Origin of the sequence: Micromonospora sp. NPDC023644, assembly GCF_040640115.1 — a bacterium.
In the GTDB taxonomy this organism is placed as follows: domain Bacteria; phylum Actinomycetota; class Actinomycetes; order Mycobacteriales; family Micromonosporaceae; genus Micromonospora.
In genome coordinates this window covers 8,146-28,777 of sequence record NZ_JBFABA010000063.1, presented here as the reverse complement: position 1 = coordinate 28,777, position 20,632 = coordinate 8,146, and the positions used below count along the sequence as shown (strand labels likewise).

The window sequence follows — 20,632 nt, the reverse complement described above, 5'->3', positions numbered from 1 at the left end:
CGCCTCGGCGAACACCACCTCCCGCAACCCACGCGGCAGATGCGCATCTATCTCGGCACACACCCCGTCGAAAGCCGAAGCGAACACCGGGAACGTGTCGTACAGCTCGCGGCCCATCCCGACGCGCTGCGAACCCTGGCCGGTGAACAACACCGCCCGACGACCCGCCGACACCACACCCGACACCGCCGGCCGGCCCTCGGCAACAGCCGACAAGCCGGCGACCAGCTCGTCGACGTCCACGCCCCACACCACCGCACGGTGCTCCAACGCCGCCCGCGTCGTCGCCAACGACCACGACACATCCACCGGCGACACGGACCGACCCGACACGAACGACGCCAACCGCGCCGCCTGACCCACCAGACCCCGCTCGGAGCGCCCCGACACCACCCACGGCACCGGCAGTCCCACGGGGCCCGCCGGCTCCGCCTCGACCTCGGGATCGGTCTCCGGCTCCGGCTGTTCCAGGATCACGTGCGCGTTGGTGCCGGAGATGCCGAACGACGACACGCCCGCGCGCCGGGGACGCTCCACCCCCGGCCACGCGCGCGACTGCGTCACCAGCTCCACCGCACCCGACGACCAGTCCACATGCGACGACGGCGCGTCGACATGCAGCGTCGCCGGGACCACACCCGCCCGCATCGCCATGATCATCTTGATGACGCCCGCCACCCCGGCAGCCGCCTGCGTGTGACCGATGTTCGACTTCACCGACCCGAGCAGCAACGGCACGTCCCGACCCTGCCCGTACGTCGCCAACAGCGCCTGCGCCTCGATCGGGTCACCCAACGTCGTGCCCGTACCGTGCGCCTCCAGCACGTCCACGTCGGCGGCCGACAGGCCCGCGGACGCCAACGCCTGCCGGATGACCCGCTGCTGCGAGGGGCCGTTCGGCGCCGTCAGCCCGTTCGACGCGCCGTCCTGGTTCACGGCCGTGCCGCGCACCACCGCGAGGATCCGGTGCCCGTCGCGTTGCGCGTCCGACAACCGCTGCACCAGCAGCACGCCCACGCCCTCGGCGAGCGCCGTGCCGTCCGCCGCGTCGGCGAACGCCCGGCACCGGGCCACCGGCGACAGGTTGCCCTGCCGGGTGAAGTCGACGAACACCGCCGGGGTGGGCATCACCGTCACACCACCGGCCAGGGCGAGATCACACTCCCCGGACCGCAACGCCTGCACCGCCAGGTGCAACGCCACCAGCGACGACGAGCACGCCGTGTCCACCGTGACCGCCGGCCCCTCGAAGCCGAACGAGTACGCCACCCGACCCGAGGCGATGCTGCCCGCGTTTCCGAGACCCAGGTAGTCCTGCACGCCTGCCGGCGGGGTCTCCGGCGGGTGGGCGTACCCGCTGTGGGTCATGCCGGCGAAGACCCCGACGCGGGCGCCCTTCAGGCTCGTGGGGTCGATGCCCGCCGACTCGACCGCCTCCCACGACGTCTCCAGCAGCAGCCGCTGCTGCGGATCCATGGCGAGGGCCTCGCGCGGGGAGACCCCGAACAGCCGGGGGTCGAACTCGGCGGCGTCGGGCACGAAGCCGCCCTCGCGGACCGACGAGGTGCCCGGCCGGGAGCGCTCGGGGTCGTAGAGCGTGTCCAGGTCCCAGCCACGGTCGGTGGGGAAGGAGGCGATGGCGTCGCCGCCGGCCGCGACGAGGTCCCACAGCTCCTCGGCCGTCCGCACCCCGCCCGGGAACCGGCAGCCGGTGCCGACGATTGCGATCGGCTGCTGCGCCTCTGCCTCGACGTCACGCAGCCGTTGCCGGGTCCGCCGCAAATCTGCGGTGACTCTCTTCAGGTACTCCCGGAGCTTGTCTTCGGTGTCCATCAACCCAGCCCATCGCGATTCACGGCGGAGACTCGACGTAAGCGACGGTACGAATGCGCAGAAGTCTCAGGCGACACCTGTATCTGTCGTTCGGCTCGCTCGGCCGAGAGCCACGCAGATCCCCATCTGCGGGGAGAAGTTATTGGGTGTGCGCGAGCGCGGACAACCCCTAACCAGGCAACGGGCCAGCTAGGGGTGTCCGGTCCCCACCCGTCGCACTAGCGTCGCCTCGACCGGGTCTGTGTCGATCCGGTCGGGAACCGCAGTCGCCGGAAGGACCGCCAAGGATGACCACGCCAGATACCGACAACGGCTTGTGGGTGCGACGCTTCCACCCGGCTCCGGGTGGCGCGAGGCGGTTGGTGTGCCTGCCCCACGCCGGCGGGTCGGCCAGCTTCTACTTTCCCGTCTCCCGCAGCCTCTCCCCCGCCGTCGAGGTGCTGTCGATCCAGTACCCGGGCCGGCAGGACCGCCGCCACGAGAAGTGCATCGGTGACATCCACCAGCTCGCACGGGAGATCCACACCGTGCTGCGGCCCTGGCTGGACGAGCCGGTGGCCATCTTCGGGCACAGCATGGGGGCCAGCGTCGGGTTCGAGCTCGCCCGGCTGATCGAGCAGGACGGTGGTTCGGCCGCGCACCTGTTCGCGTCCGGCCGCCGGGCGCCGTCCCAGGCGCGGCACGAGACGGTGCACCTGCTCGACGACGAGGGCCTGCTGGCCGACGTCCGGAAGCTGAGCGGCACCAACTCCGCCGTCCTCGGCGACCCGGAGATGCTGCGGGCCGCGTTGCCGGCGATCCGCAGTGACTACCGCGCCGCGGAGACCTACACCTACCGGCCGGGTCCGCCGCTGAGCTGCCCGATCACCGTCTTCACGGGCGACGACGACCCGAAGACGACGGTCGAGGAGGCCCGGGCCTGGTCGACCCACACCACCGGAGCGTTCGACCTGAAGGTCTACCCGGGCGGGCACTTCTTCCTGGCCGAGCACCAGCCGGCGGTCCTGCGGGCCATCTCGACGGCCCTGACCGCGACGCCGGCCATCTGATCTCCACGACGGCCGAGGGGCCCGTCCACCGGTGTCACGACCGGTCGGCGGGCCCCTCGGCCGTGCGGGACGTCACCGCTTGTGGCCGACCGCGATCACGTAGTCGAGCTGCGCCAGCTCGCGCTTCATGAGGTTCTGGTTCTTCCAGTGCGCGGCCATGCTCTTGCGCACGGCGGGCTTGACGGCGGCGCGGAACTCGGGGTCGTTGGTCCGCTCGGCCATGTACGCCCGCCAGCCCTCCCAGGTGCGGTCCTTGATGGAGTGCACCTCCGGGTTGGCGAAGCCGGCCTCGACGAGTTCCTGCCGGTACGTGTCCCGGTCGTGCCAGTTCTCCTTCGGGATGCTGAACTTGACGAAGCTCAGCGGGCCGGACTGGATGGCCGCCCGCACGACGTCGCCGCTGACCGGGATGATGTCGGCCGTGGCCAGCACGCCACCCGGGCGGAGCACCCGCAGCGCCTCGGCGAAGAACGCGCTGCGCGGGTAGAAGTGGAAGGCCGACTCCAGGGCGACGACCCGGTCGAAGGTGTTGTCCTCGAAGGGCAGTTCGGTGGCGCTGCCCAGCCGGAAGTCGGTCTGGTCGGCGAGGCCCTCCTCGCGGGCCCGCCGCTGCGCCGCCTCGACGTGGTGCGGGGTGATGTTCAGCCCGTACACCTTGGCGACCCGGCGCTCGCGCAGCCACTTGAAGTCCTGGTCGGCGTAGCCGAAGCCCACGTCGAGGACGGTGTCGTCGGGCTTGAGCCCGGCGGCGTCGGCCAGCTTGTCGGCCAGCGCCTCGGCCGCCGTGTCGAGGTCGGTGACCCCGTCTTCCCAGTAGCCGACGTTCATGTAGTGGGTACGGCGGGCCGCGAACTCCACGTCGGGCGACTGGATCTCGTAGAAGCGCCGGACCCGGGTGATGGGGTCGGCGGTGAAGACCGTGCGGATCGCCCGGCCGGCGATCTTCAGGTTCTCGAACATGTGGGTTCCTTCCGGTGGGTGGATGCCGATCAGCCGCGCCGGACCTGCTCGCGCAGGTCCTCGACGAGCGCGGGCACACCGGCCGGGTCAGCGGCCGTGCCGAAGACGTAGAAGTCGGGCCGGACGAGCACCGCGACGGCGTCGTACCGCTTGAGGTGGGACAGGTACACGTCGTCGAGGTCGAAGGCGGTCGGCACGGCGCCGGGTGCGGGGGCGGGGGCGCCGGCGGGAACGACCCGGACCACCCGGGCGTCGAGCGAGTCCAGGAAGGCCCGGGCGTCCGCGTCGAGCAGGCCGTCGGGGTCCTCGGCGCAGAGCAGGACGAAGCCGGTGCCGACGACCTCGTCGAAGAGCCCGGCGCGACCGTCGACCTCGACGCGCCCCTGCGGCATCGGCACGCCCGCGCCGGCCGCGGGGGCCTCGGCCGTACGACCGTGCAGGACCCCGCCGGCCAGGGGTTCCAACAGGGAACGGGTGCGCGGCCGGGAGGTGCGCCGGCGCAGTTCGGCGAGCATGACGGCGTCCCGGCCGGCCGCGGCGGTGCGGTCGGTCTCGCAGATCACCGTGCCCGAGTCCATGGACATCCGGATGGCGTGCTGCACGTGCGCGCAGCGCTCCTCCTGGTAGGTGTCCAGCAGCGCCTCGTCGGCCAGGCCGCGGTGCACCAGGTCGAGCTTCCAGGCGAGGTTGAGGGCGTCCCGGAAACCCGAGCTCATCCCCTGCCCCATGAACGGCGGCATCACGTGCGCCGCGTCGCCGGCGATCAGGATCCGGCCGGAGCGCCAACGGTCGGCCGAGCACGCCTGGGTGGTGTAGACGCCGTACCGCTCCAGGGTGGCGTTGTCGGGTGTGATGTCGAAGAGGCCGAGCAGCCGCCAGACGCTCTCGACGGTCTCGAACTCCTCCCGGCTCTCCCCCGGCACCCGCATGAACTCCCAGCGCCGGTGCCCCGGGCCGGCCGACACGGCCGTGCGGGGGCGCGCCGGGTCGCAGACCTGGAGGTTGTTCGGCTTGAACTCGCGGGCCTCGTGCGGCACCACGTCGCAGACCAGCCAGTCGTACGTGAAGCCGAGGTCGCTGACGCCGCTGCCCAGGTGCTCCCGGACGAAGCTGTTGGCCCCGTCGCAGCCGACGACCCAGCGGGCCGCGCGGACCTCCTCGCCCTCCGGCCCGGCGATGGTGACCTCGACCCGGTCGTCGTGCTCGACCAGGCCGGTCACCTGGTACGGGCGCAGCACCGTGACGCCCGGCAGTTCCGCTCCCCGCTCGGCGAGCAGCGCCTCGAGCCCGGGCTGGTAGAAGGAGACCGAGTCGGGCCAGCCCATCGGGCCGTCGCCGGTCACCTTGACGTGCAGCAGGGTCCGGCCGAAGCCGTTCTTGAAGGTGTACTCGCCCGACGACTCGACCACGGGGCCGAGCCGGTCGGCGACGCCGGCGGCGGCCAGGATGCGGCTCGCCTCCCCGTCGTACGACACGGCACGCGGGAAGTTGTACGGGGTGGCCCACCGCTCGACCGCCGTGACGGTGAGTCCTCGCTGCGCCAGCAGGATCGTGAGCATCTCACCGACGGGGCCGTACCCCACGATCAGGACGTCGGTCATCGGCATCGGTATCGGTTCCTCGCGGGTCGGTCGGACACGGTGTCGACAGGGACGACTCGCGCCGGGTGGCGCGGCCGGACGGCCATCAGAGACCGAGTTCGGAGTCGATGAGGTCGAAGAGGTCGTCGTCGCTGGCCTGTTCGAGGTCGAGGTCGGGATCGCCGCCCGAGCCGGCGCGCATCGTGCGCCACTTGGCGATGAGCACCTCCAACCGGGACCCGATCTGGGCGTGCAGCTCCGGTTCGACACTGGCCTCGGTCAGCGAGCGTTCCAGGTTCTCCAGGTCCGTGAGGACCGGCGGAAGCGTCGGCTCGGTGTCCGGCGCCAGCTGGGACACCAGGAAGGTGGCCAGCTCGTTCGGATCCGGGTAGTCGAAGATCAGCGTGGCCGGCAGGCGCAGGCCGGTCGCCGTGGTCAGCCGGTTGCGCAGCTCGACGGCGGTCAACGAGTCGAAGCCGATCTGGCTGAACGCCCGGCCGGGGGCGACCGCCGCGCGGCTGCCGTGCCCGAGCACGCTCGCCGCCTGCTCGCGGACCAGGTCGACCACCAGTCCGTGGCGGTCGGGCCCGGCCAGGGCCGCCAGCTCGTCGGCGAGGGTGCGCCCGCCGCCGGCCGGGGCGGTGGACCGGGCGCTCGGCCGTTCCCGTCGCATCAGCCCACGCAGCAGGGCCGGGGGCCGCTCGACCCGCTCGCCGAGCGCGGCGACGTCGATCCGGGTCGGCACCAGGACCGGTTCGGCCAGCCGCAGGCCCGCGTCGAACAGGGCCATCCCGAGGTCGGACGGGATCGCCAGCTGCCCGTCCCGGGCGGTGATCCGGGGATCGGCGCGGTCCAGCTTGGCGGTCATCTCGCTGGCCTGCTCCCAGAGTCCCCAGGCGAACGACCGGCCCGCCAGGCCCTCGGCCCGGCGCGCCAGGGCGAGCGCGTCGAGGAACGCGTTGGCCGCCGCGTAGTTCGCCTGGCCGGGCACGCCGAAGACGCCCGCGCCGGAGGAGAACAGCACGAATCCGGCCAGGTCGAGGTGGCGGGTGAGTTCGTGCAGGTGCCACGCGGCGTCGAGCTTCGGCGCGAACACCGTGTCGACGCGCTGCGGGGTGAGGGCGGTGACCACCCCGTCGTCGAGCACCCCCGCCAGGTGCACGACCGCGGTCAACGGGTGTGGTGCCGGCACCGCGTCCAGGACCCGGGCCAGGGTGTCCCGGTCGGCCACGTCGGCCGCCACCACCGTGGCCTCGGCCCCCAGGGCGCGCAGTTCGGTGACCGCCTCGGCCGCACCGGGAGCCCGCTCGCCGCGGCGGCTGACCAGCAGCAGCCGCCGTACGCCGTGCGTCTCGACCAGTCGCCGGGCGACCAGCCTGCCCAGGGTCCCGGTTCCGCCCGTCAGCAGCACGGTGCCGTCGGGGTCCCACTCCCGGGGCATGGTGAGCACCACCTTGCCGACGTGCCGGGCCTGGCTGACGTGCCGGAACGCCTCCGGCGCCTGGCGGACGTCCCACACCTGGGTGGGCAGCGGGGTGAGCGTTCCCCGTTCGAAGAGCCCCAGCAGCACGACGAGCATGCGCTGCACCTCGTCGGGGTCCTCCAGGGTCAGGTCGAAGGCGGTGTAGGCCACCCCCGGGTGGTCGGCGGCGACCCGGGCGGCGTCGCGGATGTCGGTCTTGCCCATCTCGATGAACCGTCCGCCGCGCGGCAGCAGCCGCAGCGAGGCGTCGACGAACTCGCGGGCCAGCGAGTCCAGCACCACGTCGACGCCCCGTCCGCCGGTCACCTCGGCGAACCGGGTCTCGAAGTCGAGGGTCCGGGACGAGGCGAGGTGGTCCTCGTCGAGGCCCATCGACCGCAGGGCGTCCCACTTGGCGGGGCTGGCGGTGGCGTACACCTCGGCGCCGAGGTGCCGGGCGAGCTGTACGGCGGCCATGCCGACGCCGCCGGCCGCCGCGTGCACCAGCACCGACTCGCCCCGGGTGAGCCCGGCCAGGTTGACCAGGCCGTGGTACGCGGTCAGGAAGACCACCGGCACGGAGGCGGCCTCGACGAACGACCAGCCGGCCGGCATCGGGGCCAGCAACCGGCGGTCGGTGACCGCGACGGGGCCGAAGCAGCCCACGAACACCCCGAACACCCGGTCGCCGGGCCGCAGGTCGGTCACCTCGGCGCCCACCTCGACGACCTCGCCGGCGCCCTCGCCGCCGAGCGGCCCCGCGTCGCCCGGGTAGAGGCCGAGCGCGTTGAGCACATCGCGGAAGTTCAGGCCGGCGGCGCGGACGCGTACCCGGACCTCGCGGGGGCCGAGCGCGGCGTCGGCGGCGTCGGTCGGGCTCAGGGTGAGGTTCTCCAGGCTGCCCCGCACCGGCGCGTCCAGCCGCCACGCGGCGGCGGGCGGGGCGGTCAGCTCGCCCGCCGACCCGGCCCGCGCCAGCCGCGGCACGTACGCCGCGCCGCCCCGGACCGCCGCCTGCGGCTCGGCCGCCGCCAGCAGGGCGGCGACCTGGTCGGGGCCGATCCCGTCGCCGTCGACGTCGACGACGACCAGCTGGCCCGGGTTCTCCGACTGGGCGGAGCGGACCAGCCCCCACGCCGCCGCGGCGGCCGGGTCGGTCACCTCGCCGGCGTGGTGCACGGCCACCGCGCCCCGGGTCACGAGCAGCAGCCGGGACCCCGCCCAGCGGGGCTCGATGAGCCAGCGCCGGACCAGGTCGAGGGCGCGGACGGCGGCGTGGCGCGCCGCGCGGGGGGTGGGCTGCGCGGGGTCCGCGTCGAGCGGCACGAGCACGGCCCCGGGCAGGGCCAGTCCCGCGTCGACGGCGTCGGCGAGCGCGTCCAACCCGGGGTGCAGCGGGTACCCGTCCAGGCCGGGGGCGATGGCCACGGCGTCGACCGGGGTGGCCGCGTCGACCGGCGGCAGCGGCGTCCAGTCCATGCGGAACAGGGCGTCGCGGGTGGCGCGGTCGTCGGTGACGGCCAGCTCCGCGGCGGAGATCGGCCGCATCGTCAGGGCGGTCACCTCGGCGACCGGGGCGCCGGTGGGATCGGCGACGGTCAACGCGATGGCGTACGGCGCGACCTGGGTGAGCCGCACCCGCAGGGCGGTCGCACCGGTGGCGTGCAGGGTGACGCCGTTCCAGGCGAACGGCAGCAGCAGCCGGCCGGCCCCGGCCTCGGCGAGACCGCCGAAGTGCGCGGCGTGCAGGGCGGCGTCGAACAGGGCCGGGTGCAGGCCGTACCGGTCGGCGTCGACCCGCTGGGCCGCCGGCAGCTCCACCTCGGCGTAGACCTCGTCGCCGCTCGTCCACACCTGGCGCAGCCCCTGGAACGCCGGCCCGTACGCGTAGCCGTCGGCTGCCAGGTCGGCGTAGAAGCCGGTCAGGTCGACGGGGCGGGCGTCGCGCGGCGGCCACGCGGTGAGCTGCGGCGACGCGACGGGCTGGTCGGCGGAGAGGGTGGCGCTGGCGTGCCGGGTCCACGGCGCCCCGGCCGGGCCGTCGGCGGGCCGGGAGTGCACGGTCACCGGGCGGCGTCCGTCGTCGCCGCCCGCGCCGACCACCACCTGCACCTGGGTCGCGCCGGCGGCGGGCAGGGTCAGCGGGGCCTCGATGACCAGCTCGTCGAGGACCGGGTGGCCGATCTCGTCGCCGGCGCGCAGGCAGAGCTCCACCAGGCCGGTGCCGGGGACCAGCACGCTCTCGGTGACCCGGTGGTCGGCCAGCCACGGCTGCGCGTCGGTCGACAGCCGCCCCGTGAACAGGTGGCTCCTCGCCTCGGCCAGCGCGACCGACGCGCCGAGCAGCGGATGCCCGGCGGCGTCCAGGCCGGCGGCGCCGACGTCGCCGGGGCCGGAGACGGGCCGGGGCCAGTAGCGGCGGTGGGCGAAGGCGTACGTGGGCAGGTCGACCCGCCGGCCGCCGGCCAGCGCGGGCCGCCAGTCCACGTCGACCCCGCACACGTGCAGCTGGGCCAGGGAGAGCAGGAACCGCTCGCGGTCGCCCTGGTCGCGTTGGACCGAGCCGACCACCACGGTCTCGCCGTCGTGGTCGGCGAGGGTCTCCTCGATGCCCACGGTGAGCACCGGGTGCGGGCTGCACTCGACGTACGTGTCGTGGCCCTGGGCGGCCAGCGAGCGGATCGCCCGTTCCAGCTCGACCGGCTGCCGCAGGTTGCGGTACCAGTAGTCCGGCCCCATCTCCTCCCCGTCGAGCCAGCGCAGGTCGGTGGTGGAGAAGAGCGGCACGGCCGCCGCGCCGGGGGCGATGCCCGCCAGCACCTCGGCCAGTTCGTCGCGGATGCGTTCCACCTGGGCGGAGTGGGAGGCGTAGTCGACGGCGATCCGCCGGACCCGGGCCTGCTCGCCGGCCAGTTCGGCGAGCAGTTCCTCCACCGCCGCCGGCTCGCCGGACACCACCACGGCGGCCGGGCCGTTCACGGCGGCGATCGAGATCCGGTCGCCGAACCGGGCGATCCGGTCGCGGACCGTGTCGCCGGGGAGCGCGACGGAGGCCATCGCCCCGTGCCCGGCCAGGGCCCGCAGCGCCCGGCTGCGCAGCGCCACCACCCGGGCGGCGTCGGGCAGGGAGAGCACCCCGGCGACGCAGGCGGCGGCGATCTCGCCCTGCGAGTGGCCGACCACGGCGGCCGGCTGCACCCCGTAGGAGCGCCACAGCTCGGCCAGCGACACCATCATCGCGAACAGGGCCGGCTGCACCACGTCGACCTCGTCGAGGCCGGGCGCGCCGGGCACCCGGCGCAGCACGTCCAACAGCGACCAGTCCAGGTACGGCCGCAGCGCCGCGTCGCAGGCCGCCATCCGCTCGGCGAACACCGGGGCCTGGTCGAGCAGGTCGAGTCCCATGCCGAGCCACTGGGAGCCCTGTCCCGGGAAGACGAAGACGCACCGGCCGGCGGGTCGGGCCTCGCCGCGCGTCACCGCCGGGTCGGGCCGCCCCTCGGCGAGCGCGTCGAGGGCGGCGGCGACCCGCTCCGGCGACGCGCCGACCAGCACCGCCCGCGAGTCGAAGGTGCTCCGGCTGGTGGCCAACGACCAGGCCACGTCGAGGAGCCGCTGCTCGGGCCGCTCGGCGAGGTGCTCCCGCAGCCGGCGGGCCTGACCGACGAGCGCCTCCGGGGTACGCGCCGAGAGCAGCCACGGCAGCGCGTGCGCCTCCGGCGGCGTGGCTTCGGCGTCGGCCCGCGGGGTCGGTGCCGCTCCGGCGACCGCCTCGACGATCACGTGGGCGTTGGTGCCGCTGATGCCGAACGACGAGACGCCGGCCCGCGCCGGCCGGTCCGCCTGCGGCCACGGGCGGGCCTCGGTGAGCAGTTCCAGCGATCCCGAGTCCCAGTCGACGCGCGAGCTGCGGCGCTCGGCGTGCAGGGTGCGGGGCAGCCGGCCGTGCCGCATGGCGAGGACCATCTTCAGCACCCCGGCCACGCCGGCCGCGGCCTGGGTGTGCCCGAGGTTGGACTTGACCGAGCCGAGCAGCACCGGCGGGGCGTCGGCCGGGCGCTGCCCGTAGGTGGCGAGGATCGCCTCCGCCTCGATGGGGTCGCCGAGCGACGTGCCGGTGCCGTGCGCCTCCACCACGTCCACCTCGGCGGCGCTCAGCCCGGCGGCGCCCAGCGCGGCCCGGATGACCCGTTCCTGCGACGGCCCGTTCGGGGCGGTCAGCCCGTTGGAGGCGCCGTCCTGGTTGACCGCCGAGCCGCGGACCACGGCGAGGACCGGGTGACCCCGGCGGCGGGCGTCGGAGAGGCGTTCCACCACCAGCATCCCGACGCCCTCGGACATGCCGAAGCCGTCGGCGTCCTCGGCGAACGCCTTGCAGCGCCCGTCGGCGGCGAGACCGCGCTGCCGGCTGAACCCGGTCAGCCCGGCCGGGGTGGACATCACCGACACGCCGCCGGCCAGGGCCAGGTCGCAGTCGCCCTGCCGCAGCGCCTGGACGGCCAGGTGCAGCGCCACCAGGGACGCCGAGCAGGCGGTGTCGACGGTGACGGCCGGCCCCTCCAGCCCGAGCGCGTACGCCACCCGGCCGGAGAGGACGCTGCCGGCCGTGCCGGTGAGCAGGTGCCCCTCGTCGGCGACGACCTCGCCGTCGTCGGAGACGACGCCGGGGGCGATCCGGTCGCCGTAGTCCTGCCCGTGGGTGCCGGCGAAGACGCCGGTGCGGCTGCCCCGCAGGGTGGCCGGGTCGATGCCGCCGCGCTCCAGCGCCTCCCAGGAGGTCTCCAGCAGCAGCCGGTGCTGCGGGTCCATCGCGAGGGCCTCGCGGGGGCTGATGCCGAAGAACGCGGCGTCGAAGTCGGCGATCCCGGTCAGGAACCCGCCGGCCCGCACGTACGTCCGGCCGGGCGTGCCGGGCACCGGGTCGTAGAGGTCGGCCAGCGGCCAGCCCCGGTCGTCGGGCAGGTCGCCGATGACGTCCCCGCCCGCGTCGAGCAGCCGCCACAGCTCCTCGGGGGAGCCGATGCCGCCGGGGAACCGGCAGGCCATCGCGACGATGGCGACCGGCTCGTCCAGGGCGACGGTGCTCGCGTCGGCGACCTCGGTGGCGGCGGTGCCGAGCAGCCGGGCGTGCAGGTGCGCGGCGAGCAGCTCCGGGGTGGGGTGGTTGAACACGGCGTGCGGGGCGAGCCGGACGCCGGTGACGGCGGTGAGCCGGTTGCTCAGTTCGACGGCCATCAGCGAGTCGAAGCCGAGCTCCTTGAACGGGCGGCGCGGCTCGACGTCGTCGGGGCCGGTGTGCCCGACGACGGTGGCGCACCGGGTGCGGACGAGCTCCAGCAGCAGGGCGGCCCGGTCGGGTTCGGCCAGCTCGGCCAGCCGGTCGGCGAAGCCCTTGGCGGCGGCGGGCGCGGAGTCGGCGTTGACGGCCCGCCGGGGCGGCGGGGGCAGCAGCGCCCGCAGCAGGGCGGGCACCTCGCCGGAGACCCGCACGGCGGCCAGGTCGAGCCCGATCGGCACCAGCGTGGGCCGGTCGACGTGCAGGGCGGCGTCGAACAGCGCCAGTCCGGCGGCCGTGTCGAGGGGACGGGTGCCGCCCCGGGCGAGCCGGGCCAGGTCCGCCGGGGTGAGCCGGCCGGCCATCCCGTCCTGCGCGGCCCACAGCCCCCAGGCCAGGGCGGTCGCCGGGAGGCCCTGGGCGCGCCGGTGTGCGGCGAGCGCGTCGAGGAACGCGTTGCCGGCCGCGTAGTTGCCCTGGCCGGGGCTGCCGAAGGTGGCGGCGGCCGAGGAGAAGAGCACGAACGCGGCCAGGTCGAGGCCGGCGGTGAGTTCGTGCAGGTGCCACGCGCCGTGCACCTTGGACCGCAGGGCCCGCCGCCAGCGGTCCTGGTCGAGGTCGGTGAGCAGGGCGTCGTCGGTGGCCCCGGCGGCGTGCACGACGGCGACCAGCCGGTCGGCCAGCGGGGCGACGACCTCGGCGAGCGCCGCCCGGTCGGCGACGTCGGCCGCGACCACCCGGACGGTGACGCCGGCGTCGGTCAGCGCGGCCGTCCAGTCGCCGGCCTGGCCGGTGCGGCTGACCAGGACCAGCTCGGCGACGCCGTGCACGGTGGCGAGGTGGGTGGCGACGTGCCGGCCGACCCCGCCCGTGCCGCCGGTCACCAGCACGGTGCCGCCGGCCAGCGCCGCGAGCGGCGTACCGGCCGGGGGCCGTTCGACCGGGCGGAGCCGGGGCAGCAGGACCCGGCCGTCGCGGACGGCGACCTCGGGCTCGTCCGCGCCGCCGGCCAGCGCCGCCCGGACGGTCGCGTCGTCGGTGGCGTCGAGGCTGAGCAGCAGGAACCGGTCGGGTTGCTCGGCCTGGGCGACCCGGACCAGCCCGGCCACCGGGGCGTGCACCGGGTCACCGTCGCGGACGGCGAGGGCCAGGCGGGTGGTCTCCGCGCGGGGGTCGGCCAGCCAGCTCTGGAGCACCCCGAGCACGGCGAGGCCGACGGCGTGCGCCCGGTCGGGCACCGACCGGCCCGGCTCGCCGTCGCCGACCCGCAGCACCAGCAGCGGCGGCAGCGGTCCGTCCGGGGGCGTGCCGTCGGCGAGCGTCCAGGAGGGCGCCGGCGTCGCCGGGAACGCCGCGGGCAGCCAGTCGACGGCGTACAGGCCGGCGGGCGCGGTCGCGGGCGCCGGCGCGTCGGCGGGCGGCAGGTCCACGGCCCGCAGCACCACCCGGTCCACGTCGAGCACGGGCACCCCCGCGTCGTCGACGGCGCTCAGCGTCACCGCGTCCGCCCCGGCGGGAGCCAGGCAGACGCGCAGCGCGTGCGCCCCGGTGGCGTGCAGGCGCACCCCCGCCCACTCGGTGGGCAGCAGCCGGGCGGCGGCCTCGGCGGCGGTGTCGTCGCCGGGCGCGAAGTCGGCGAGCGGGAGCAGGCGCAGGGCCGCCTCCAGCACCAGCGGGTGCACGCCGTACCGCTCGGCGTCCGGGTCCCGGGCGTCCTCGGGCAGGCGTACGTCGACGAAGAGCCGGTCGGCGGCGACCCACGCGGCCCGGGCGAGTTCCCCGACCAGGGCCCGGCGCTGCGGGGTGGTCAGGTCCACCGGTCGGGCCCCGGTGGGCGGCCAGGTCGGGGCGAGGGCGCCCCGGCCGCTCTCCGGGTCGATCGGGCCGAGCACGGCCTCGGCGACCTCCCGCCAGGGCTGCCCGTCGCCGGCCCGGACGTGGCAGTGCGCCACCCGGCGCTGGCGCTCGTCGGGCGCGGAGAGGCCGACCTGCACGTCGACGGTCGTCTCGGCGGGCAGCGGCACCGGCTCGGGGACGCGTAGCCGCTCCACGGTCGGGGTGCCGAGCCGTGCGCCGAGGTGGGTGAGCATGTCCAGCAGGGCGGTGGCGGGCAGCAGCGCGGCGGTGCCGTCGGCGGGGGCGGCCAGCCACGGCTGGGTGGCCGCGGAGACCCGGCCGGTGCAGACCACCTGGCCGGTGCCGACGACCGGCAGCACGCCGCCGAGCAGCGGGTGCCCGGCGTCGTCCAGTCCGACGCCGACCGGGCCGCCGGCCGCGGTGGGGGCGGGCAGCCAGTAGTGCCGGCGCTGGAAGGCGTACGTGGGCAGGTCGACGCGGCGGTGCGGTCCGGGGCCGGCGAGGGCGGCGCGGTCCACCGGGACGCCCCGCACGTGCAGCCGCGCCACGGCGGCGAGCAGCGCCTCCGGCTCGTCGGCGACGCCCCGCACGGCGGGGACGAAGGCCAGCTCGTCGGCCTCGGCGACGAGGCAGTCCTGGGCCATCGCGGTGAGCACGCCGGCCGGACCGACCTCCAGGAAGGTGGTGACGCCCTGCCCGTGCAGGGCCCGCACGCCGTCCTGGAAGCGGACGGTGCCCCGGACGTGCGCCACCCAGTAGTCGGGCGAGCAGAGCCGGGCCGGGTCGACGGGGTGACCGGTCAGGTTGGAGACCACCGGCAGGTGCGGGGTGCGGTACGTGAGGCCGGCCGCCACCGCGCGGAACTCGTCGAGCATCGGCTCCATGCGCGGCGAGTGGAACGCGTGCGACACCCGCAGCCGGCTGGTCCGACGCCCGGCGGCGCGCAGGGTGGCCGCGACGGCCAGCACCGCGTCGGTGTCGCCGGAGACGACGACGCTGGTCGGGCCGTTGACGGCGGCGAGGCCCACCCGGTCGGTCAGGTGCGCGGCGACCTCGGCCTCGTCGGCCTCGATGGCGACCATCGCGCCGCCGGCGGGGAGCTGCTGCATCAGCCGGGCCCGGGCGGCGACGAGCGCCGCCGCGTCGGCGAGGGCGAACACCCCGGCCACGTGCGCGGCGGCCAGCTCGCCGACGGAGTGGCCGAGCACCGCGTCGGGGTGCACGCCCCAGGACTCCAGGAGGCGGTACAGCGCGACCTCGAAGGCGAAGAGCCCCGGCTGGGTGTACAGCGTGTGGTCGAGCAGGTCGGCCAGTTCGCCGCCCTCGGCGGCGAAGACGACGTCGGCGACGGGGTGCGGGGCGTGGCCGGCGAGGCAGCGGTCGAGTTCGGCGCAGGCGGCGTCGAAGGCGTCGGCGAAGACGGGGTACGCCGCGTGCAGTGCGCGGCCCATGCCGGCGCGCTGGCCGCCCTGCCCGCCGAAGAGCAGGCCGAGCCGGCCGTCGACGACCCGGCCGGTCAGCACGCTCGGCACGTCCGGGTCCGGCTCGCCCCGGGTCAGCGCCGTCAGGCCCGCGCGGGCGGCGGCGGGGTCGCCGGCCAGCACCACGGCCCGGTGTTCGAGGGCGGCGCGGGTGGTGGCGAGCGCGTGCCCGACGTCGACCGGGTCGGCGTCCGCCCCGGGACCGTCGAGCCAGGTCAGCAGGCGGGCCGCCTGGTCCCGCAGCGCCTCGCCGGAGGCCGCGGCGAGCAGCCACGGCACGGGCGGTCGCCGGGTCGCGGAGGCGGCCCCGGGCGACGGCTGCCGGTCCGCGACCCCCGTTTCGGACGGCGGGTCGGCGGCGGGCGCCTCGACGATGACGTGGGCGTTGGTGCCGCTGATGCCGAACGACGAGACGCCGGCCCGCCGGGGCCGGCGCACCTCGGGCCACGGGCGGGCCTCGGTGAGCACCTCGACCGCGCCGGCGCCCCAGTCCACCTCCGACGTCGGGGCGTCCACGTGCAGGGTGCGGGGCAGCGTCCCGTGCCGCATCGCGAGCACCATCTTGATCACCCCGGCGGCCCCGGCCGCGGCCTGGGTGTGGCCGAGGTTGGACTTCAGCGAGCCCAGCCGCAGCGGCTCGGCGTCGCCGCGTCCCGCCCCGTACGTGGCGAGCAGCGCCTGCGCCTCGATCGGGTCGCCCAGCCGGGTGCCGGTGCCGTGCGCCTCGACGACGTCCACGTCGGCGGGGGAGAGTCCGGCCGCGGCCAGCGCCCGGCGGATGACCCGCTCCTGGGCGGGCCCGTTGGGGGCGGTGAGCCCGTTGGACGCGCCGTCGGAGTTGATCGCGGAGCCGCGCAGCACCGCGAGGACGGGGTGTCCGCGCTGCCGGGCGTCGGAGAGCCGTTCCAGCAGCAGCACGGCGACGCCCTCGGACCAGCCGGTGCCGTCGGCGCCCTCGGCGAACGCCTTGCACCGCCCGTCCGGGGCGAGCCCGCGCTGCCGGCTGAACTCCACGAACGCCTGCGGGGTGCCCATCACCGCCACGCCGCCGGCCACGGCGAGGGAGCAGTCGCCGGCGCGCAGCGCCTGGGCGGCCAGGTGCAGCGCCACCAGCGACGACGAGCACGCCGTGTCGACCGTGACCGCCGGTCCCTCCAGCCCCAGCGCGTAGGCGACGCGGCCGGAGACGACGCTGCCGGCGGTGCCGACGCCGAGGTAGCCCTCGGTGCCAGGCGGCGCCTGGCGCAGGTTCGCGGCGTAGTCGTGGTGCATGACGCCGGTGAAGACCCCGGTGGCGCTGCCGCGCAGCGAGGTGGGGTCGATGCCGGCCCGCTCGAACAGCTCCCAGGACGTCTCCAGCAGCAGCCGCTGCTGCGGGTCCATGGCCAGCGCCTCGCGCGGGCTGATCGCGAACAGGGCGGCGTCGAAGTCGGCGGCGTCGGTCAGGAAGCCGCCCACCCGGACGTACGAGGTGCCGGGACGGTCGGCGTCGTCGGAGAACAGGTGCGCCAGGTCCCAGCCCCGGTCGGTGGGGAACTCCGTGAGCCCCTCGCGGCCCTCGTCGACCAGGTCCCACAGCTCCTCGGGGGAGCCGACACCGCCGGGGAGCCGGCAGGCCATGGCGACGACGACCACCGGGTCGTCCACGGTGGAGGGCGTCGTCGGCCCGTCCGCCTCGGGACCGGCCTGCCCGGTGCTGCCGCGCAGCCGGGCGGCGAGGTGTCGGGCGAGAGCCTCCGGGCTGGGCCGGTCGAACGCGGCCGTCGCGGAGAGCCGTACCCCGGTGGCGCGGGCCAGCCGGTCGCGCAGGGCGACCGCGCTGACCGAGGTGAAGCCGAGTTCCTTGAAGGCCCGGCCGGGACGGACCGCGGCCGGGCCGGACAGGCCGGCCACCTCGGCGGTGGCGGCGCGGACCAGGTCGAGCAGGAGCCGGTCCCCCTCGGCGGTGGTCAGCCCGGCCAGCCGGCGGCGCAGCTCGGCGGCGTCCCGGTCGTCGGCGGCGTCGCGGGCCGCCGCGATGGGCGTACGCCAGGCGGGGTGCGCGGCATCGGCGTGGCCCGCCGGACGGGCGAGCAGGACCAGGTCGTCGCCGTCGTGGGCCACGTCGAACGCGGCGAGGTCGGCGCGTACGGCCGCCGGCGCGTCGCCGGTCCGCTCCCCCGGGTGAGGGCCGGCCGCCCCGGCGGTGGCGGGCGACGACTCCCGGTCGGCGCGCGCGGTCGGCGCGGCGGTCGTGCCGACGAGCCGGGCCGGCAGACCGGCGGCCCGCCGGCGGGCGGCCAGGGCGTGCAGGGCGCCGATGGCCGAGGCGGCCCGCTCCTGCCCGGCGGCGCCCAGCAGCAGGGCGGACGGGGCGAGGACGGTGAACGTGGCGGCCGGGAGCCGGGTCGCGGCGTCCAGCGTCCCGGCGAGGCCGAGCAGCCGGGCCACGCCCTCGTCGTCGGTCAGGTCCTCGTCGGACGGGCAGAGGAAGGCTCCGCCGAGCGGCTCGTCCCCGGCCTGGTCGACGGGCAGCGCGGCGGCGTCGGCGCCGGCGGCGGCGAGTTCGGCGACCAGCTCCGCCAGGGCGGCCCCGGCCGTGGCGCCGACGTGGAGCAGCCGCAGCCGGCGGACGCCGTGGGCGGCGACGAGGTGTCGGGCCAGCGCCGCGCCGGTCGGCCCCTCGGCGCCGGTGACCAGGACCGGGCGCTCCGGGTCGGCCACGGTGACCGGCCGCGCCGGCATGGCCGCGGGGGCGGGCACGAGGACCGCGTGCAGGGCGGCCCCGGCCCGCAGCGCGACCTGCGCGGCGCCGGCCTCCACCACGGCAGGGAGCAGTGCGGCGGAGCGGTGTCCGGCGTCGCGGTCGACCAGCACGATCCGGTCCGGGTACGCGGCCTGCAGGCTGCGGCCGACAGCCTGGGCCGCGCCGGCCCCCGGGTCGGGCTCGGACCGCTCGGTGGCGGCGTCGTGCGCGGTGGCGGCGTCGGGCGCGCCGGGCCCGGCGGCCGGGTCGCTCGCGGTGGCGTCGCCGGCCGGGCCGGTCAGCAGCACCAGCCGGGTGCCGGCGAACCGGTCGTCGTCGAGCCAGCCACGCAGCCGGTCGGCGAGGTCCGCCGCGCCGGCGTCGGCCGGCTCGACCAGCAGCACCGTCACGTCGGGCACGTCCGGGGCCTCGCGCAGGGCGGCCAGGTCCGGGTGGGACCGGAACCGGTCCCCCGGCGACGCCGCGCGCAGGGGTTCCAGCAGCGCCTCGCTCCCGGCGCCGACGACCGCCCAGTGGCGGGCGGGGGCGACGGCGGCCTGGGCGGCCGTCGGGACGGGCGCTTCGACCGGCGGTACGGCGGCCAGGTCCAGCGGCTGCCAGGCGAACAGGCTCAGCGCTTCGTGGTGGCTGCCGTTGACGGCCCGCAGCCGCGCCGGCCGGTCGAGCAGGAGCCGGCGGGTGACCTTGCCGGAGGCGGTGCGCGGCACCTGCCCGATCTCGTACAGCTCTTCCGGAACCTTGTGGTAGGAGAGCTTCTCCCGGCAGGCCGCGTACCCGGCCCGGGGGTCGAAGCCCGCCGGCCCGGGCACCACGAACGCCACCGGCACCTCGCCGAGCACGTCGTGCGGGCGGCCGGTCACCGCCACGTCGGCGACGCCGGGCACGGCGCGCAGCGCCTCCTCCACCTCGGCCGGGTGGATCTTCTCGCCGCCCCGGATGATCAGTTCCTGGTGCCGGCCGGTGACGAAGATGTTGCCGTCGGCGTCGCGGCGGGCCAGGTCTCCGGTGCGGTACCAGCCGTCGCGCAGGGCGGCGGCGGTGACCTCCGGCAGGCCGTGGTAGCCGAGCATGACGCTCGGCCCGCTGACCCAGACCTCGCCCTCGGCGCCGGTCGGCACGTCCAGGCCCGTCTGCGGGCTGACCAGGCGCACCTCGACGCCGGGCACCGCGCGCCCGCAGGAACCCTCGACGCGGGGCTGGTCCGGCCGGGTGACGGCGATCGAGCCGCAGGTCTCCGTGCTGCCGTACGCGTCGAGCAGCGGCGCGTCGAAGACCTCGTCGAACGCCCGACGCAGCGCGCCGGTGGTGATCGCCCCGCCGACCAGGCAGACCCGCAGGGCCGGGGCGCGGAAGCCGGTCTCCCGGGCGGCGGTGACCAGGTGGTGGTACATGGCCGGCACACCGGCCAGCACGGTGGCCTCGTCCTCGTCGACGGCGCGCAACACGTCGTCGGCGGAGAAGCCGTCGATGAGCCGGGCCGTGGCGCCGACCGCGGTCACGCTCAGCACGCAGCCGATGTGGGAGAGGCTGTGGAACAGCGGCAGCGGCCAGACCACCCGGTCGGCGGCGGTGAGCCCGGGGATCGGCACGTAGCAGGCGGCGACGGACCAGAGGCAGGTGCGCTGGGTGGAGAGCACGCCCTTGGGCCGGCCGGTGGTGCCGGAGGTGTAGAGCATCCAGGCGACCTCGTCGAGGCCCAGGTCGTCACGGGCGGCCACACCCGGCTCGGTGTCGACCAGGTCGCGCCACGCGGTGACCCCGGCGGGCACCGGGCCGTCCCCGGTGACCACGACCCGCAGGGCCGGCCGGTCGGCGCGCAGCCGCAGCAGCTGGTCGAGGTGCCGCGGGTCGGTGACCACCAGCACCGCGCCGGAGTCGTCCAGCAGGTGGGCCAGTTCCGCGTCGGTGCTGTGCGGGTTCACCGGTACGCCGACCGCGGCGGCCCGCGTCACGGCCAGCCAGGTCTCCACCGTCTCCACCCGGTTGCCGAGGCAGAAGGCCACCCGGTCGCCCCGCCCGACCCCCGACACCGCCAGGTGACCGGCCAGCCGGCGGGTGCGCGCCGCCAGGTCGGCGTATCCGACCGCCCGGCGGTCGTCGCGGAACGCGACCTTGTTCCCCAACCTGGCGGCGTGCGCCTCGATCAGATCGGACAACGGCTGGATCAGGTCGCTCCGAAGCATGTCACCACATCCGTCCGTCGGCGAGACTTCTCATCCGCGGCGTAGACCCCGCTCGCCGTAGCGGCCCAAGTCTTCCGAGCACCCTGCCGGTGTCCTACCCCTGTCACCCCCTAAGTCGTCCCCAGTTCGGACCGCTGATCCGGTGGTGGGACGGGCCGCAGGCCGATGATGGGGCGACCCCCGCAGACCGTCGAGTCCCCGTGCTC

Annotated in this window: 5 protein-coding genes; 1 reads left to right on the top strand and 4 read right to left on the bottom strand. The window is 76.3% G+C overall.

The genetic code is table 11. The features are described from left to right. Positions 1-1,833, bottom strand: a 1,833-nt coding sequence (locus tag AB0G08_RS27165) for a type I polyketide synthase (protein ID WP_358092844.1), incomplete at its 3' end; no start/stop codon positions are given. Positions 1,834-2,120: 287 nt separating this feature from the next. Here AB0G08_RS27165 and AB0G08_RS27160 point away from each other — a divergent pair. Then, positions 2,121-2,882 (top strand): alpha/beta fold hydrolase, encoded by a 762-nt coding sequence (locus AB0G08_RS27160; RefSeq protein WP_358092842.1) that lies wholly within the window; start codon positions 2,121-2,123, stop codon positions 2,880-2,882. A 72-nt stretch (positions 2,883-2,954) separates the two neighbouring features. On the opposite strand, the gene AB0G08_RS27155 is transcribed toward AB0G08_RS27160, so the two are convergent. The 3 genes from AB0G08_RS27155 to AB0G08_RS27145 form a co-directional block, all read right to left on the bottom strand. Further along, entirely contained in the window at positions 2,955-3,842 is an 888-nt protein-coding gene (locus tag AB0G08_RS27155) for a methyltransferase domain-containing protein (protein ID WP_358092839.1), read from the bottom strand. Positions 3,843-3,871: 29 nt separating this feature from the next. Next, a complete protein-coding gene (locus AB0G08_RS27150; protein ID WP_358092836.1) occupies positions 3,872-5,449 on the bottom strand; it encodes a bifunctional 3-(3-hydroxy-phenyl)propionate/3-hydroxycinnamic acid hydroxylase in 1,578 nt (525 codons plus the stop codon). Between the two features lie 79 nt (positions 5,450-5,528). Next, entirely contained in the window at positions 5,529-20,426 is a 14,898-nt protein-coding gene (locus AB0G08_RS27145; protein ID WP_358092833.1) for an SDR family NAD(P)-dependent oxidoreductase, read from the bottom strand. Between the last annotated feature and the right edge of the window lie 206 nt (positions 20,427-20,632).

Excerpts from the sequence above, each read along its gene's own strand:
- AB0G08_RS27160 (WP_358092842.1), top strand. The coding sequence starts at position 2,121 with ATGACCACGCCAGATACCGACAACGGCTTGTGGGTGCGACGCTTCCAC.
- AB0G08_RS27155 (WP_358092839.1), bottom strand. The coding sequence starts at position 3,842 with ATGTTCGAGAACCTGAAGATCGCCGGCCGGGCGATCCGCACGGTCTTC.
- AB0G08_RS27150 (WP_358092836.1), bottom strand. The coding sequence starts at position 5,449 with ATGCCGATGACCGACGTCCTGATCGTGGGGTACGGCCCCGTCGGTGAG.
- AB0G08_RS27145 (WP_358092833.1), bottom strand. The coding sequence starts at position 20,426 with ATGCTTCGGAGCGACCTGATCCAGCCGTTGTCCGATCTGATCGAGGCG.